This is a genomic window from Parvularcula mediterranea (genome assembly GCF_013085255.1).
GTDB classification, from domain to species: Bacteria; Pseudomonadota; Alphaproteobacteria; order Caulobacterales; family Parvularculaceae; genus Parvularcula; species Parvularcula mediterranea.
Window position 1 is genome coordinate 818,979 of the sequence record NZ_JABFCX010000003.1, and the last position, 16,126, is coordinate 835,104.

A 16,126-nucleotide genomic window follows, 5' to 3' on the forward strand; every position below is an offset into this window, starting at 1 on the left:
GTCAGGTTCAGGCGCTTTGGTCCTGAGGCTCGGCTTTCTTGTCTTTCTTCTCGGCGATGACCTTGAGAGGTTCGCCGCGGCCTTCGACGACCTCTTCGTTGACGACGATCTCTTCGACGTCCTCGAGGGTCGGCAGGTCGAACATGGTGTCGAGCAGGATGCCCTCCATGATCGAACGCAGGCCACGAGCACCGGTTTTCCGCGTGATCGCCCGGCGAGCGACAGCGTTGAGGGCGTCGTCACTGAAGGTGAGTTCGACATTCTCCATCTCGAAGAGACGCTGGTACTGCTTGACCAGGGCGTTCTTCGGGGTGGTGAGGATCTGGACCAGCGCGTCTTCGTCGAGGTCTTCGAGGGTCGCGATGACCGGCAGACGGCCGATGAATTCAGGGATCAGGCCGAATTTCTGAAGGTCTTCAGGCTCGACACCGCGCAGGACGTCACCGATGCGGCGGTCATCTTCGGCCGCCTTCACCTCGGCACCGAAGCCGATCGAAGCGCTCTCGCCGCGGTTCTGAATGACCTTGTCGAGGCCAGCGAATGCGCCGCCCACGATGAACAGGATGTTCGTCGTGTCGACCTGCAGAAACTCCTGCTGCGGATGCTTGCGTCCACCTTGCGGAGGAACAGAAGCGACGGTGCCTTCCATGATCTTGAGGAGCGCCTGCTGGACGCCCTCGCCCGACACGTCGCGGGTGATCGAAGGGTTGTCGGACTTACGCGAGATCTTGTCGATCTCGTCGATGTAGACGATGCCGCGCTGGGCCCGCTCGACATTGTAGTCCGCAGCCTGGAGCAGCTTCAGGACGATGTTCTCGACATCCTCGCCGACATAACCGGCTTCGGTGAGGGTCGTCGCATCGGCCATCGTGAAGGGCACGTCGAGGATGCGCGCCAGCGTCTGGGCAAGAAGCGTCTTACCCGAACCCGTGGGACCCACGAGCAGGATGTTCGACTTCGCCAGTTCGACGTCGGAATTCTTCTGAGCGTGGTTGAGACGCTTGAAGTGGTTGTGGACCGCCACAGCGAGCACGCGCTTTGCGAAGCTCTGGCCGATGACATAGTCGTCCAGGACCTGATGAATGTGCTGCGGCGAGGGAACGCCGTCGCCGGATTTGACCAGCGAGGACTTCGATTCCTCGCGGATGATGTCCATGCAGAGCTCGACACACTCATCACAGATGAAGACCGTCGGTCCTGCGATCAGTTTGCGGACCTCATGCTGCGACTTCCCGCAGAAGGAGCAGTAGAGGGTGTTCTTGCCGTCGCCCGAGCCGTTCGTACCGCTCGGCCCTGCGCCGTTTCCGCCCTTGTTGCTGACCTTGCTCATCGTCTTACTCCTCAGCGCAGCCCCCGCCCTTGAAGGGCCGCCGCCACATAACGTGACACCGGCTTCTGCCGGCTCGCCCAGCCTGCCCGATGCCGGGACGCTGCGCAATCACACCAAACGTCAACCTACGCGGCCAACTCTTACATTGGCGTTGCAGAACCGGGGCCAAACTCTGCCCCGTCATTGTCTTTACTTCGCGTCGTCGTCGCCGCCGGCTACAGTGCGGCGGTCATAGACCTGGTCAATCAGGCCGAATTCCTTGGCTTCCTCGGGATTCATGAAGAAGTCGCGGTCGAGGGTCTTCTCGATGGTCTCGTAGTCCTGACCCGTGTGCTCAACATAGATTTCGTTAAGGCGCTTCTTGGTCGCGATGATGTCCTTCGCGTGGCGCTCGATATCGGAAGCCTGGCCTTGGAAACCCGCGGAGGGCTGGTGAACCATGATGCGGCTGTTGGGCAGCGAGTAGCGCATGCCCTTGTCCCCTGCGGTCAGGAGAAGCGAGCCCATGGACGCTGCCATGCCGATGCAGATCGTCGAGACCTGCGGGCGGATGTAGCGCATCGTGTCATACATCGCGAGGCCAGCCGTGACCGAACCGCCGGGGCTGTTGATGTAGAAGGCGATGTCCTTCTTCGGGTTATCAGCCTCGAGGAACAGGAGCTGCGCGACGATCAGGGTCGAGACCTGGTCGTGCACGGGACCTGAGAGAAAGACGATCCGCTCCTTCAGGAGGCGCGAATAGATGTCGAAGCTGCGCTCACCGCGGCTCGTCTGCTCGACCACCATCGGGATCAGCGTGTTCATGGTCAGGTCGAGGGGATCGCGTTCGGACATCGGAAACTCCGGGAAATGACTGCGCAAGGCTTTGCGGCTTGGGGACGTAAGTAGGCTTGGTGGACGTGACAAGCACTCGGTTAATGCTGCGTTGAAACGCCCGAATTCGCCAAATGCAAGAAGTTTAAAACAACCCTTGCAAGTTCCATCACGGAACTGCTACCTCTGGTTGAGTGCTCGCTGGAGGGGCTATCGTGCATCAGGTCTTCGCATCGGCTGTCATGTGGGCAGCCCTTCTCGTTTCGCCAAGTGCCAACGCCGCCGTGGTGATCGAGATTACGGAAGTGAGCGGCGATGTTCGTTTTCAGGTCAGCGGTTCCCTCAACACGATCGGGCTCAACCCGCTGAGCAGCGGGATCACGGAAGACACCGAGCAAGGCTTCATGAACGCTGCCCGCGGGGTCTTCGTGAACCTGCCCTTCGGCGCGTTCTCGGACGACTCGGTGCCCTACAGGGCGTTCCAGGCCTACGGCACCAACCTGCCGCCCCGTTTCGGGACACTCGATGCGAATGAGCGCGGCGCGCCGAGGGGCGATGCCTTCGGTCTCACCCGCGCAGGGGTCCTGATCCTGCCCGACGACTATGTCAGCGGCACGGCCCTCAGCGCACAGCTTATCTTCTTCGGTCGTGATCTCGACGATCTCGGCCTGACGAGGGGAACCCGGGATACGGCGAGGTTGGCGAACGGCCAGTCCGTCGAGTTCGTCGTGCCCGGGGACCCGCCGCCTGCGCCTGTGCCAACCCCGGCTGCGTGGATCGGCATGGTCACCGGTGCGGCGCTTCTCGCCCGGATGGGGAAACCCCGCGGTCAGCTCTTCTTCAAGCGGTAGGTTTCCTTCTCACCCGGAAAGGTCCGTGCTCGGACGTCCCTTGCGTAGGCTGCAGCAGCTTCGTCGATCACGCCCGCCATATCCGCGTACCGACGGACGAATTTCGGCGTCCAGGCGAACATGCCCATCATGTCCGGCGTCACGAGGATCTGGCCATCGCAGGACGCCGAGGCACCGATGCCGATCGTCGGACAGCTGACCATCTTGCTGATCTCTGCAGAGAGGGCTTCGTCGGTGCCCTCGATCACCATGGCGAAAGCGCCAGCCTCGTCAGCCGCCCTGGCTTCGGCGATGATCATGTCACGCTCGCTGTCGGTCTTGCCCTTCGCCTTGAACCCGCCAGTGACGAGCTGCGCCTGCGGCCTGAGACCGACATGGGCCATGACCGGGATGCCGCGCTCGGCCATGAAGGCGATGGAGTCCGCCGCGTAGATGCCGCTCTCAACCTTCACCGCGCCGCAGCCTGTCTCGGCCACGACCCTCCGTGCACTGTCGAAGGCTTGCTCTTTCGAAATCTCATAGCTGCCGAACGGCAGATCGACGACCACCAGCGCCTTGTCCGCGCCGCGCATCACCGCCTGCCCGTGAAGGATCATCATCTCCAGCGTGACACCCACAGTGGAGTCCATGCCGTGGACAACCATGCCGAGGCTGTCGCCCACAAGAAGAAGATCGCAGTGGGAATCAAGCGCCTTGGCCGTCGGTGCGTCATACGCCGTCAGGCAGACAATCGGCTCGCCGCCCTTCCGCAGGCGGATCGAAGCGGCAGTCTCCGCCTTGCGTTCTCTCTGGGCACTCATCAGTGAGCCGCCGGTTTCAGCGCATCAGCCTGCGCGCGGGTGAAGCCGAGGAAATCGCGGATCGAGGACATCAGGAGGTTCTCCGAAAGCTCCTCACCATCGGACCCCACGACACGCCAGAGCTGGGTGATCAGGGTCTCCTGATCCTCCCGGTCGAGCTCCTTCGCCGCCGAGGCGAAGAACACGAAACTCCGCGCACCCGCGAAGAGGAATTCCTCGGCTTGATCGCGCATTGCCCGCGCTTCGGGGTTGGGGACGTGGAAGAGCTTCATCAGCGCCGCCGCCGCCATGTCCCGCTCAACATCAGTGTAGTTGCCGTCCCGGTGCGCCGCCACGACGAGCAGGCCCGCCGCGCCAACCTCCGGGGTCACCTTGGCGGCTTGCGTGCTGCCGTCACCGTCGCCCGGGAAGAGCCATTCGGAGAGCTTGTCGATGACCACGTCCTACTCCTCCTCGAAAGTCAGGAGCGAGAAGGTCTCGACCCCGACCTCGGAAAGCTTCGCGCGGCCAGGAAGGTCGACCAGCTCGACCACGAAGGCCGCACCGACGACATTACCGCCTGCCGCGCGGAGGAGTTTCGCGCTCGCAGCCGCCGTGCCGCCGGTCGCGAGGAGATCATCGACCAGAAGGACCTTCGCGCCCTTGGGCAGCGCGTCCTCATGCACCTCCAGCGTGTCTTCGCCATACTCGAGGGCATAGCTCTCTGTGATCGTCTTGGCCGGCAGCTTGCCCTTCTTGCGAACCGGCACGAAGGCGACCTTCAGCCTGTCGGCAACAGCCGCACCAAAGATGAAGCCCCGCGCTTCAATCCCGGCGACATGGGTGATTCCCGCATCGCTGAACGCAGCGGCCAGCGCTTCACAGGTCTGGGCAAACGCCTCGGGCTCACCCATCAGGGTGGTGAGGTCCCGGAAGACAATGCCGGGCTTGGGGTGGTCAGGGATGGCCCTGATCGTCGACTTCAAATCCATGGAGCCTCCTCTATGACGAATTCCCGCATGGTGCTCTGCAAAAAGAGAGGTAGGTGGACCCCATGATGACCCGGCTGGCAAGTCTCACCTGCGCCTTAGTTCTCCTCGCTGCCTGCGGCGGCGGAGGGGAGGAGCCCCTGCCCTCCGACGAGGAGCGTCTCGCCATGCCTGCTGACCCGGTTCTGGGGCGGAGGCTCTTCAGGCAATGCGCCGTCTGCCACGATGTCGGCGAGGAGCCGCGGCACAGGGTTGGCCCTAATCTCAACGGCATCATGGGCGCCGAGGCCGGGCGGCATCCGGACTTCTCTTATTCGGCTTCCCTCAAACGCTCAGGCCTTGTCTGGGACGAAGAGACCCTCGACGCCTATATCGAGAAGCCTCAGGCCGTGATCCCCGGCGGGCGCATGGCCTTTCAGGGTGAGCCCAGCGAAGCGAATCGCCGGGACATCATTGCCTACCTCAAGGAAGCGACGGCGCCTCAGCCGGAACCGTCTGAAGACTGACGGTCCGGGTCCTGTGGCCCCTATGAACCGGCAAGTGCGTCTTGGGCAGAGCATCGGCCATCGCCGCGTACTCCGGCGGCAAACCGTAGACCGTGTGGAAGAGCTGCCACTCCTGCGCCTCGCCGTTGGTCTCGACCTCGAAGGCTGCGCTGTCGCAGGCCCTCCCGATGCAGGTGAAGCTGAACCCGCCCGGCTCTGAGCGCTCAAACCTCTGGCCCATGAAGGTCATGGCGGTGACGCCAGCGTCCGATGGGATGCGGAGCAGGGTCTCATCAGCCCCGGCCGTGCGCAGCACCAGCCCGCCATCGGGTCCGCTCGTGACCTGCGCCTCCGGGCCGGTACGAAGGTCGACAGGCGCGCGGAGAAGGCCTGACCCGTAGCCTGGAACATCGCCCCTCTCGAAGGAGAGCGGGGCCAGTCTCTCGGCTGGGTCATCATTCGTGTAAAGAGTGACGAAGCTTGCGCCCTCCGCGGTGACATGGGTGAGGTTGAGATGGGCTGGCCTCTCAAGCGTATAGGCAGGAAGCAAGGCGGCGGCGATCATCCCGACGAAGGCGGCGCCTCCTGCAGTACCCAGTGCCATCTTCAGCACACCCCGTTCCGCCAGCGGCATGAGCACGAGCGTGATAAGAACAGATGCCATCACCGGCGTGACCCATGAAGGGCTGAAGCTGAACGTCCATTCGAGCATCTGCAGCATCGGTGCCCAGACCATCACTGCGAACGCTGCGGAACCCACAAGGGCCCACTTGCCGATCTCTGGCTTCCACGCAGCAACTCCAAGTGCCAGCAGCCCCGCGATCAGCGGCACGGCGAAGAGGATGCCCGCCCCGCCGATCACGTAACTCAAGATTGCTCCGCATAGGGAGAAGAACAGCCACCCTGCTGCACCGCGCCTGATCGGGTCGGTGTCCCGGGGCAGGATGCCGAGCGCTGCGACGCACCCCAGGAGGGCGCCCCCATAAAGCGCGAGCCTGAACCCGACCGGATTGGCGATCCAGAAGGACGTCTCGGCCCTCACCAGCTTCAAGACGAAGGCAACCACGATGGCCGCGAGGAGAGCGGCAGCCACTGCCAGCACCGGGACGGCCTCGATGCGAAGGCCATGAACAATCCTCTCGCCCCTTGGCCAGAGGGCAACATAGCCAAAGGCGACGAGCCCGAGCCCGATCAGGGCAAAACCGACCATCGGGGACATCGTCACGAACCCTCGGCCGAGAATGTCCGTGAACAGAAGCTTGCTACCACTGCCCTCGAGGCCGTCTGCCAGGTAAGCCTCCAGCGCGCCAGTGGCCAAGGTTCCCATGTGAGCGATGCTGCGCTCGCTGAGCACATCGAGATTATCCGTCGACGTATGATAGTTCTCAACACCCGCCAGGATCGCGAGGTTGATGCCCGCATAGCCTTTGGGCAGGAACACCGTCAGGTCCGTGTCGTTCGGCATCATCTCGTAGACATCGGTCATGACCGAGTTCGAGACCCTGAAGCCGCCCTGCCCGGCGAAGAGGTTCACGGCCGGTGCATTCGGAGAGCTTGTCTGGAACATCATCACCGGACCGTGGGAGCCGCGGGCCTCCATGTTGATGACGAACGCCACATCGTCCCGGTCCGGATCGTTCTTGACGAAGTCTACCGCACCGAGGAGACCGACTTCTTCCCCTTCGTTGAGGAGGAAGATCACGGGCCGTTCAAGGTCCCGGCCCTTGAGCTGCTCGGCGATTTCGAGAAGCGCTGCAACGCCAATGCCCGCATCACCCGCGCCGGGGCCCGTTGGCACACTGTCATAGTGGGCGGAGAGGAGCGCAGCGCCGCCGCCATCTGGCCCGGCGCGAAACACCACGTTCCGCACCCGCGCACAGCGGGCCCAGCCTTCGCCATTGCGGCAGGCCATGTTGTCGGTGACGCGCGGTGTGTAGCCAAGGGCTTTGATCTCCTCGATCAGGCGCGCACGGACGGCATCGGCCTCCTCCGTGTCCACTGTATGAGGGGTTCCTTCGGTACCGATCACCCGGGCAAGCCGCGCTTTGGCTCCGGCGGTGTCGAAGTCGGCACTCCCCGGAGAGGGCGGGTTGAGCATCCCCTCCGTCAGCACGAGGAAGGCAAGGACCAGAAGCCCTGCCAGCGGTAGAATGATCCTGCCCATTTTCTCTCTCCCCTGCCCTGCCTGCGCCTAAAGCCCTGCGCGCCGGACGCGGGTCATGTCGTCAGGGAGCTGATTTTTGATGGCACGGAAGAGCTGCACAAACTCCGGCTTCTCCACGACAGGCCCCCTGTCGGCGCTGACCATCACAATCACTGCGCCAAGGTCGGGATCCATGTGAACGAACTGCCCATTGTAGCCCTGCATGGTGAAAGAGCCTTCGTCGCCGCCGGGCAGCCAGAATTGGTAACTGTAGCCGAGCTGGCCATCACCGCCAGGCTCATGGCTCGCCTGCGGCGGTGTACGGACCATGTCGACCCAGCCCGCAGGCAGGATGCGCTCCTCACCGAAGACGCCGTCCTGCACATAGAGCTGGCCGAGCTTGGCATAGTCTTCGAGCGTCAGCTGAAGGCAGCAATAGCCGAGCTCCTTCGCCGCGATCCCCTGCCGGTCGGTCAGCCATGAGCCACCCGAGTACCCAAGCGGCTGGGCCAGCTTCTCGTTGAAGATCTCGATCAGCGACATGTCGTAAGCGCCGCGAAGGACGCCAGCCAGCACTTGCGTGTTGGAGGAAATGTAGTCGAGATCCTGACCCGCCGGACGGTTCCTACGGTGGGCACGGACAACGTCGTCCACGTCCTTGTTCCAGAGAAACGTGTCGACGAAGAGCTTGCGAATGTCCGACTTCGGGTTTTCGTAGTTCTCGTCAAAGTCGATGCCTGACGACATCCAGAGGAGGTGCCTGATCGAGGTATCGCCAAAGTCCGTGCCCGCATAATCCTTTGCGTAGCGGCTGGCCTTGTCCTCGAAGCTCTCGATCACGCCCTCTTCGACCGCAATGGCCGTCAGCGTGCTGATGTAGGACTTCGCGACGGACCATGAGGTGAACCGGTCCTCAGCATCCGCTTCACCGAAATAGCGCTCGTGGACCACCACGCCGTCTTTCAGGACCAAGATCCCCTGCACGTTCCGGCGGGCTGCATAGTCTTCGAACGTCCGCTCCGCGCCGTCCCATTCATAGCTCACCGACAGCGGCGTCACCGCGCGGGGGAAGGTGGTGACGAACTCACCGGGCTCGACCTCGCGGGAGGGATAGACCGTCTCCATCCGGCGGAAGACCTCGCGGCGGTCCTCGATGTTCACCATCGCGATCACTTCGCGTGGCGAAAACTCAGAGCCGGGGCGCACATACCAGAAGGCAGCAGCGATCACGCCTGCGCACAGAAGGGCGAAGGCTGGCAGCAGCAGCTTTTTCATAAGGGGCGTTCCTCGTGGTTCTTATTTTCCCGAACCGTAGCGGAACCTTCCCAGAAAGCCCACGATGTCCGCGGGGTCAGGGGCGGCCTCGGTGACCCGTCCCTTGAACTTCTCAAAGCTCATCAGGTTGCCGAGCCTCGCGTCCAGGAACGCCCATGTCTCGGCATAGGGGTCGTCTGCCGCCGCATCGCCGCTGTTCCCGAACCAGTTGGCGAGGGTCGATGTATAGACCGCCGAGAGTGTCATCCTCTTGGAATACCAGTTGAAATCGGTGCTCTTGTCTTGGGTGGCACGCCACATCGCATCGGCGGTCTGCCAGACAAGTTTTGCGCCGAGGCCGCCATGGTGGGGGAGCGCCAGCGTCGCAGCCGCTCTCCTCGCCGCCTCTCGGTTCCAGTCCAGCTGCTCGATGCGCTGCTTCACCAGCCAGCGGATCTTCTTGGTAATGCCGTGGGGCTTGGGGTTCTCGGCCTCGAAGGCCTCGACCATCGCGCGGTCCTCCTCCTCCGACCAGAAGGCGAGCACATCGCCAATCCCGCCGGGGAAAAGCCTGTCCACCAGCCCCTCCTCGATCGACCCCGCAGGCAGGTCCGCGCGCTTTGCCGCAACGTCTAGCGTCTGCCGGGTGAAGCCCTCAAAGGCTGCTTCGCTCAGGAGTTCGTCAAGAATGGCGCGGCGCAGGGCCTCGTCGGCGCCATTTCCTTGTGTCTTGGTGGTCGCATCGTTCATGACAAAGCCATATTCCCTTGGCAGAAGCCTCGACAAGGCGCGAATTGCCCTTTATGGGCACGCCTTCGCTGAAGCTGCCACCTGAGGAGTGAGACCCATCGTTAACATCGTCGTGCGCGACAACAATGTCGAGCAAGCCCTGCGCGCCCTTAAGAAGAAGATGCAGCGCGAGGGAACCTTCCGCGAAATGAAAGCCCGTAAGTTCTACGAGAAACCCTCGGAGAAACGCGCTCGCCAAAAGGCTGAAGCCGTTCGCCGTGCGCGCAAGCTGCAGCGCAAGAAGATGCAGCGCGAGGGTCTGGCCTAAGCCAGCCCGCGCCCCGGCGCTTCAGCGTTTATGATGAGAGCCGCCCGGTCCTGCCGCGGCGGCTTTTTTCTTGGAGTTTTCCGATCTCACAGCGCGTGGCGCGTCCATCGTCGTTGGCGCTACCGTTTCGCTACTCGAGCGCAGGGGGGCGGCGGGCCCGACCGGTCCGGACGTCCGGTCGGGCGCCTTCCAGCGGAGGGCTTGCTTCTGGTAGCTGCTCGGCTACTGACTGGCCTGCAGGAACTTCGAGTTCCGCAGGAGAGCCGCGGAGATCAGCGAGATCACGAGGCCCACAGGGAAAAGCTCGAGAAACGTCACGGGGATCCGGAAGAGCGGATTGGCGTATTGCTCGGCCATGGTCGCCATTTTGGCCTTGAGCGCCTCGATCTCCGAAGCTGTCGCGCCGCCGTCTGCGGCCTTCTCCACCACCGATGCCGTGTAGCTGTCGATGAAGCTCGACCCAGTCGTCGCGATGTAAACTTCCCAGACCAGCACATAGGCCACCCCTGCAAAGGCTGAGATGAGGAGCCCGAGGCTGAGGCCTGTCCAGAAGGTGATCACCCCGCCCTGAGCAACGTCGCGATACCGCTTGATGGCGAAGAAGATCACCGACAACGCGAGCAGCATGACGAGATAGCCGAGCCATTCGAGGCCCGCCATGTCGGCGTTTTCTCCCCCCGCGAGGCTCAGCGAGAGCGTATTGACGATGATGATGATGGCGCCTGCGATGGCGCCGTAGATGGCTGCGGTTTTGATCATTGCGAGGTCCTTCCCCGGTTGCTGATGACCGCTTCCGTGAGCCCCGCCGCTCGGTCATTCCTATCGCCCACATGGGTGATTCCGAGCATTTCTGCGTCTTTCACCCGTTCAGGGGATGAGCGAGAGCTCCTTCGCCTTCATCACCGCCTGCGCCCTGCGGCTGACGTCCAGCTTCTCGAAAAGGTGGGAGAGATGCGTTTTCACCGTATTGGGTGAGATCTCGAGAGCCCGCGCGATTTCCTTGTTCGCCATTCCCTGCCCCAGCAGCTCGAGCACGGCGCATTCGCGCGAGGAGAGACCAAGGACCTCAATGGCAGCTTCATTGCGAGAGAACCCTTCACGGTCCTTCGGAACCGTCAGCTGGCGACCCATCCAGATGCCAAGCAGCACGAACAGCACCGCGACAATGATGACGTAGGCCTCGGCCGGGAACATCCGGGCGGCGCGGCGATACTCGAGCCAGCTGAGCGCGAACGCAGCCAGAGCGAGGAAGCCCGCATAGGCTGCCGCGCGGCCCAGCCCGAACTTCTCCAACTGCCGCCAAAGCTGCGCGAACACGGGATACGCCTGCCTTCTCCTGCCCTGATGGAACCCTGCTGGAGCCCGTGGCCCAGCGTCAACAGCGGGGCTGCATCCGCCTCGCCTCCCCGAATGGCTTCCGCTACGAGCGCTGCAAATAGAATGAGGAAACACCCCATGTCAGCCTATGAAATGGTGAAAGACCAGCTCTCCAAAATGGTGCCCTTCGCGATCCATACCGGCGTCGTTATCGACGAGCTCTCCGGCGAAGGCGCGACCTGCCACCTCGAACAGCGCGGCGAGGTCGAGAATCACATCCAGTCGATGCACGCAGGCGCCCTCTTCGTCCTCGGCGAGCAGGCGTCAGGCGCGGCCTATGCTGGCGCATTTGTCGACCGGATGATGGCCCTGCGCCCTGTCGCCGCCAAAGCCGAGATCAGCTACCTCAAGATCGCCAAGGGCACGATCACGGCCAAAGCCAAGGTCCGCGACGACGTCGACGGCCTCAAGGCCAAGCTCGATCAGGACGGCAAGGTGGTCTTCGCGGTCGATGTCGATCTCTTCGACGCCGATGAGCTCCATGTCGCCAGCATGGTCGTGGACTGGCACGTCAAGAGCCTCAGCTAGCGCTTTGCGATGCGCGCGGAGCAGCTTTGCGCTCCGCGTGGCTACCGGAACGGCGCTGGAACTCCGATGTTTCCTTCAACGAAGCGAACAAAGGAGGCCAATCATGTTCGACGCCGACATCAATCGCGAAGACACCATCATCCGCCGTGCGGAGGAGCGCGGCCACGCCGATCACGGCTGGCTGAAGTCCGCCCACAGCTTTTCCTTCGCAGGGTACCACGACCCCGACTGGATGGGCTTTGGCCCCCTGCGCGTCATCAATGACGACCAGGTCGCGGGCGGCGCCGGTTTCCCGATGCACCCCCATGCGGACTTCGAGATCTTCTCCTACGTTTTGGAGGGCAAGCTCGAGCATAAGGACTCGATGGGCAATGGCTCTGTCGTGAAGGCTGGCGGTGTTCAGTACATGACCGCCGGCACTGGCGTCAGGCACTCCGAGTTCAATCCGGACACGGAGAACCCCGTCAAGTTCCTCCAGATCTGGATGGTGCCTGAAGAGAGCGGCGCGAAGCCGGGCTATCAGACCCTCGACATTCCGCCTGCGGAGAAAGACGGCAAGCTTCGCCTCTTCATCTCGAAGGACGGACGTGAAGGCTCGATCAAGACCCTCGCGCCGGCGGAAGTCTACGCGGCCCACATGACCGAAGGTCAGGAGACGCGCTTCACTCTGCCTGAGGGCCGGAAGGCCTACATCCACCTCGCTGAAGGCTCGGCGCAAGTGAACGGGGAACGCCTCTGGCGCGGCGATGCCATCGCTCTCTCCGCACCCGGAGAGGTCACGCTCTCAGGCGGCGAAGAGGCAGAGGTTTTGCTCTTCGACCTTAAAGCCTAGAAACAGAGAAGCCCGGAGCATCACGCTCCGGGCTTTTTCTTATCGTCAGAAATCATACCCGATCGACGCTTGCAGCAGCGTGTCTGTGGACTGTCGGCCGTCCGGTGGATCGGTGTTGTGGATCACACGGTAGGAAATCCGTGAGCTGATCTTCTCGGTCAGCTTGGTCTTGAGGGAAATCGTGTTGTTGATCTGGGCGTTCTCGTCCGAGATCGTGGCGTCGAGGCTTTGCTCCAGGGTGACGTTCTCGCGGATCACGTGGCGCAGGGTTTCACCGAGGAAGACCGCGAGGGTGCCCTCTGTGCGCTCGAAATCGTCTGGCGCGTTCTGGGGCCTGGTCCGCTCAAGATACTGATAACCAGGACCAACCAGCAGGGTCAGCCTGCGATTGGGCCGGTCATAAAGGGAGTGGCCGAGTCCGCCGCCGACGAAGGCCTGGCGGTCAAAGCCTGAGAACTGGTCTTCGCCATAACGGCCGCGTCCGTAGAGGAAGCTGTTGTCACCGGTTTGGATTTCGATCCTGTACTGACCATGCCAGCGGTTCTGCGTGACGACCGAGGTCTCGGTCCCGTCCCTGCGCTGGGTCGCCTCGGCATAGTCCCCTGCGGCTTCGAAGGCGTGGGTGATGGGCCCGAACTTCCGCGCAGCGTCGAAGCGCGCGCCGATGACGGCGTTCTCGGTGTTCCCGCTCGCTGCGGAGGCGTTGAACACGACCTGTCCGTCCCAACCGTCTTCCCCCTTCTTGAGGTCGGCCAGGGCAATGAGCGTTGACGCAAGGATGAGCGGGGCCGTGCTCAGCATGGGGACCTCTTTGCAGAGGGCCGTAAAGAGAGCGCTAAATGTGGTTAACGCTCGCGTGAAAAGGCAAAGAAAAAGCCGGCCCCTGGGGGCCGGCTCCATTCGTTTCGCTAAGCCAGAAGCTTACGCGTCGTCGGTGTCCTTGAGCGCTGCGCCCAGGATATCGCCGAGCGATGCGCCGGCATCGGCCGAGCCATACTGTTCGACGGCTTCCTTCTCCTCGGCCATTTCGCGGGCCTTGATGGAGAGGGAGAGACGACGCGACTGACGGTCGATGGCGACGATGCGTGCATCGATCTTGTCGCCTACAGCGAAGCGCTCGGGGCGCTGCTCGTTGCGGTCGCGCGAGAGGTCGGACTTGCGGATGAAGGCCTTCGGACCACCATCGCCGCCAACGCGAACCTCAATGCCGCCATTTTCGACAGCCGAGACTTCACAGGTGACGTCGTCGCCTTTCTTGAGCTCGCCAATGGCATCCATCGGGTCGTTGGCGACCTGCTTGATGCCGAGCGAGATACGCTCTTTGTCCGGATCAACGTCGAGGACTTTGACAGAGACCGACTGGCCTTTCTCGTAGTCCTGGATGGCAACGTCGCCAGCCTTGTCCCAGTCGAGGTCGGAGAGGTGGACCATGCCGTCCATGTTCTCGTCGATGCCAACGAACAGACCGAACTCGGTGATGTTCTTGACTTCGCCCTCGAGGATCGAGCCAACAGGGTTCTTCTCTGCGAAGGCTTCCCACGGGTTCGACAGGGTCTGCTTGAGGCCGAGGGAGACGCGGCGCTTGTACTCGTCAACTTCGAGCACCATGACGTCGACTTCCTGACCCGGCTCGACGATCGAGCTCGGCGGCATGTTCTTCTTGACCCAGGACATCTCCGAGACGTGGACCAGGCCTTCGATGCCGTCCTCGATCTCGACGAACGCACCGTAGTCGGTGATGTTCGTTACCTTGCCTTTGAAGACTGCGCCCACCGGATACTTGGCCTGAACACCTTCCCACGGATCGGGCTGGAGCTGCTTCATGCCGAGGCTGATGCGCGAGGTTTCCGGGTTGATCTTGATGATCTTTACACGGACAGTATCGTTGACATTGAGCACTTCCGACGGGTGGTTGACCCGCGACCAGCTCATGTCGGTGACGTGAAGAAGACCGTCGACGCCCGGGGCGAGTTCGACGAATGCACCGTAATCGGTGATGTTCTTCACGACGCCATCGCGCTCGTCACCCTCGTTCAGGTCACGGACGACTTCTTGCCTGTGTTCAGCACGATCCTCTTCGAGAACCGAACGGCGCGAAACGACGATGTTGCCGCGGCGCTTGTCCATTTTCAGGATCTTGAACGGCTGCTCGAGGTTCATGAGCGGCGTTGCATCGCGGACAGGGCGGATATCGACCTGGGAGCCGGGCAGGAAGGCCACGGCGCCGCCGAGGTCGACGGTGAAGCCACCCTTGACGCGGTTGAAGATCACGCCGTCGACGCGGTCCTCGTTTTCGAAATTCTTCTCGAGACGTTCCCACGCTTCTTCGCGGCGGGCTTTCTCGCGGGAGATAACGGCTTCGCCGTGGGCGTTCTCGACGCGGTCGATGAAGACATCCACCTGGTCGCCGACGCTGACGGAGCTTTCGCCGTCCTTGATGCCGAATTCGCGAAGCGGGACGCGGCCTTCGGTTTTCAGTCCGACGTCGACAATCGCCATGTCTTTTTCGATGGCCGTGATGGTACCTTTGACGACGGTTTGTTCAAAGCTCTCGCGGTCAACGACCGAGGCTTCGAACATCTCGGCGAAATCTTCGACCGAGGGGTTCATGGTTTCAGACAAGAGTATGCCTCAAATGCAGCAGGGCTGCGGGTTCTAGGCTTCCGGAGCTGTCGCGGAGGGCACGCGGAAGCAAGGTTGGACAAGGGCCAGCAGGACACGAATGACGGACCGTCAGGTTCGGATGCTAAAGCGCTTGTCCTCCTCTAAAGCCACGTCAAACGCGCAAGGAACTGGCCTCGCGACCCGCGCTCCCTATGGAAAAGATGGCCTGCGCGCAAGGTCTGTTGGTCAGGGGGTTCCGCCCCCATCTTGGGCCCTATGCTGCTGAACCGCCTCCTGCTGCCCGCCGCGCTCTTCCTCACCGCATGCGCGAGCGTGCCCGCTGAGCCCCCTGCCCATGACCTCCATGCCGAGGTGCGGGGTGATGGGGAGCCCCTGATCGTCTTCATCAACGGCAATGGCGCCACGCTGTCGGTCTGGGACGGCATCGAGGCGGCCCTGCGCGAGGATGGCGTGACGGCGCTCCTGACCGATCGGGATGGCCTCGGCGGAACAGCGCTTGGCCCGAGGCCCTATCGCATCGAGGATGAGATCGCCTCCCTCCGAGCGACGATCGCGAAGCTGCCAGATGGGCCGCAGGAGATGATCCTCGTCGCCCATTCTTATGGCGGATTGATCGCGGCGGGCCTTGCCGATGAGGAGAATGTGGCCGGCGTCGTGCTCGTCGATGCCCTCGTGCCGGGTGCCATGACCCAAGAGCTGGTCGAGGAGACGCTGGCGACCTACCGCCCGCAATATGAAGCCGTGCGCAAGCAGGCCCCTGACGTGGCGGCAGCCATCATCCCTATCGTCGAGGCCTACCCGGAAACTGCCGATGCGGTCTCCGGCATGGCCTGGCCTAATGGGCTGACGCTCATCATTATCGAAGCTGAGAATCCGGCAGGAGGCCCTGCGACCCAGGCCGCAACAAGGTCGGCCTACCGAAGGCTAATCGCGGAGAACCCCGGTTCCCGCACGCTGGTGATCGCTGAACGGAGCGGACATCAGGTCATGCGCGACAGGCCGGATCTTGTCGTCGAAGCCATCCGTTCCCTGATCAAAGAGATGCGCGCTGAAGGCTGAGCAG

Annotated in this window: 18 protein-coding genes; 6 read left to right on the forward strand and 12 right to left on the reverse strand. The window is 62.7% G+C overall.

The features are described 5' to 3' along the window. Window positions 1–7 precede the first annotated feature (7 nt). Window positions 8–1,330, reverse strand: a complete 1,323-nt coding sequence (clpX, locus tag HK107_RS12720) for an ATP-dependent Clp protease ATP-binding subunit ClpX (RefSeq protein WP_173200376.1) — start codon at window positions 1,328–1,330, stop codon at window positions 8–10. 189 nt (window positions 1,331–1,519) lie between these two features. Further along, window positions 1,520–2,164 (reverse strand): ATP-dependent Clp endopeptidase proteolytic subunit ClpP, encoded by a 645-nt coding sequence (clpP, locus tag HK107_RS12725; RefSeq protein ID WP_198912406.1) that lies wholly within the window; start codon window positions 2,162–2,164, stop codon window positions 1,520–1,522. 194 nt (window positions 2,165–2,358) lie between these two features. On the opposite strand from clpP, the gene HK107_RS12730 reads away from it, so the two are divergent. After that, the gene (locus tag HK107_RS12730) at window positions 2,359–2,994 is read left to right on the forward strand and encodes a hypothetical protein (RefSeq protein ID WP_173200377.1); all 636 of its coding nucleotides are present in this window, start codon (window positions 2,359–2,361) and stop codon (window positions 2,992–2,994) included. Here HK107_RS12730 and panB read toward each other — a convergent pair. The 3 genes from panB to HK107_RS12745 are packed head-to-tail and all read right to left on the reverse strand — an operon-like array spanning window position 2,973 to window position 4,765. After that, complete coding sequence (panB, locus tag HK107_RS12735; RefSeq protein WP_173200379.1) at window positions 2,973–3,794, reverse strand: 3-methyl-2-oxobutanoate hydroxymethyltransferase; 822 nt, start codon at window positions 3,792–3,794, stop codon at window positions 2,973–2,975. The two genes, HK107_RS12730 and panB, sit on opposite strands and share 22 nt — an antisense overlap. Next, window positions 3,794–4,234: a tellurite resistance TerB family protein gene (locus HK107_RS12740; RefSeq protein ID WP_173200381.1), complete on the reverse strand. Its 441-nt coding sequence runs from the start codon at window positions 4,232–4,234 to the stop codon at window positions 3,794–3,796. Before HK107_RS12740 ends, panB begins: the two co-directional genes overlap by 1 nt. A 3-nt stretch (window positions 4,235–4,237) precedes the next feature. Next, complete coding sequence (locus HK107_RS12745; protein WP_173200383.1) at window positions 4,238–4,765, reverse strand: adenine phosphoribosyltransferase; 528 nt, start codon at window positions 4,763–4,765, stop codon at window positions 4,238–4,240. 62 nt (window positions 4,766–4,827) lie between these two features. Here HK107_RS12745 and HK107_RS12750 point away from each other — a divergent pair, with 62 nt between their 5' ends. Then, a complete protein-coding gene (locus HK107_RS12750) occupies window positions 4,828–5,268 on the forward strand; it encodes a c-type cytochrome (RefSeq protein WP_173201514.1) in 441 nt (146 codons plus the stop codon). Here HK107_RS12750 and HK107_RS12755 read toward each other — a convergent pair. The 3 genes from HK107_RS12755 to HK107_RS12765 are packed head-to-tail and all read right to left on the reverse strand — an operon-like array spanning window position 5,225 to window position 9,394. Continuing rightward, complete coding sequence (locus HK107_RS12755) at window positions 5,225–7,411, reverse strand: M28 family peptidase (protein ID WP_173200385.1); 2,187 nt, start codon at window positions 7,409–7,411, stop codon at window positions 5,225–5,227. The genes HK107_RS12750 and HK107_RS12755 overlap by 44 nt on opposite strands. Before the next feature lie 27 nt (window positions 7,412–7,438). After that, complete coding sequence (locus tag HK107_RS12760; RefSeq protein WP_173200387.1) at window positions 7,439–8,665, reverse strand: serine hydrolase domain-containing protein; 1,227 nt, start codon at window positions 8,663–8,665, stop codon at window positions 7,439–7,441. Window positions 8,666–8,686: 21 nt separating this feature from the next. Next, window positions 8,687–9,394: a COQ9 family protein gene (locus HK107_RS12765; protein ID WP_173200389.1), complete on the reverse strand. Its 708-nt coding sequence runs from the start codon at window positions 9,392–9,394 to the stop codon at window positions 8,687–8,689. An 88-nt stretch (window positions 9,395–9,482) separates the two neighbouring features. On the opposite strand from HK107_RS12765, the gene rpsU reads away from it, so the two are divergent. Then, complete coding sequence (gene rpsU / locus HK107_RS12770) at window positions 9,483–9,701, forward strand: 30S ribosomal protein S21 (RefSeq protein ID WP_408636686.1); 219 nt, start codon at window positions 9,483–9,485, stop codon at window positions 9,699–9,701. A gap of 222 nt (window positions 9,702–9,923) precedes the next feature. On the opposite strand, the gene HK107_RS12775 is transcribed toward rpsU, so the two are convergent. Both HK107_RS12775 and HK107_RS16010 read right to left on the reverse strand, forming a co-directional pair. Continuing rightward, complete coding sequence (locus HK107_RS12775) at window positions 9,924–10,460, reverse strand: DUF4199 domain-containing protein (RefSeq protein ID WP_173200391.1); 537 nt, start codon at window positions 10,458–10,460, stop codon at window positions 9,924–9,926. Window positions 10,461–10,568: 108 nt separating this feature from the next. Then, a complete protein-coding gene (locus tag HK107_RS16010) occupies window positions 10,569–11,018 on the reverse strand; it encodes a helix-turn-helix transcriptional regulator (RefSeq protein WP_198912408.1) in 450 nt (149 codons plus the stop codon). A gap of 138 nt (window positions 11,019–11,156) precedes the next feature. Between HK107_RS16010 and HK107_RS12785 the strand changes: the two genes are divergently transcribed. Then, window positions 11,157–11,606 carry a PaaI family thioesterase gene (locus HK107_RS12785; RefSeq protein ID WP_173200393.1) on the forward strand — a complete coding sequence of 150 codons (450 nt, stop codon included), beginning with the start codon at window positions 11,157–11,159 and terminating at the stop codon, window positions 11,604–11,606. A gap of 103 nt (window positions 11,607–11,709) precedes the next feature. After that, window positions 11,710–12,438, forward strand: coding sequence for a pirin family protein (locus tag HK107_RS12790; protein WP_173200395.1), 729 nt, complete (start codon window positions 11,710–11,712; stop codon window positions 12,436–12,438). Between the two features lie 45 nt (window positions 12,439–12,483). Here the strand turns inward: HK107_RS12790 and HK107_RS12795 are convergent, their stop codons facing one another. Beyond that, a complete protein-coding gene (locus tag HK107_RS12795; protein ID WP_173200397.1) occupies window positions 12,484–13,239 on the reverse strand; it encodes a DUF481 domain-containing protein in 756 nt (251 codons plus the stop codon). Between the two features lie 120 nt (window positions 13,240–13,359). After that, entirely contained in the window at window positions 13,360–15,048 is a 1,689-nt protein-coding gene (gene rpsA, locus HK107_RS12800) for a 30S ribosomal protein S1 (RefSeq protein ID WP_173201520.1), read from the reverse strand. A 270-nt stretch (window positions 15,049–15,318) separates the two neighbouring features. Here rpsA and HK107_RS12805 point away from each other — a divergent pair, with 270 nt between their 5' ends. Beyond that, entirely contained in the window at window positions 15,319–16,122 is an 804-nt protein-coding gene (locus HK107_RS12805; protein WP_173200399.1) for an alpha/beta fold hydrolase, read from the forward strand. The last annotated feature ends 4 nt before the right edge of the window (window positions 16,123–16,126 follow it).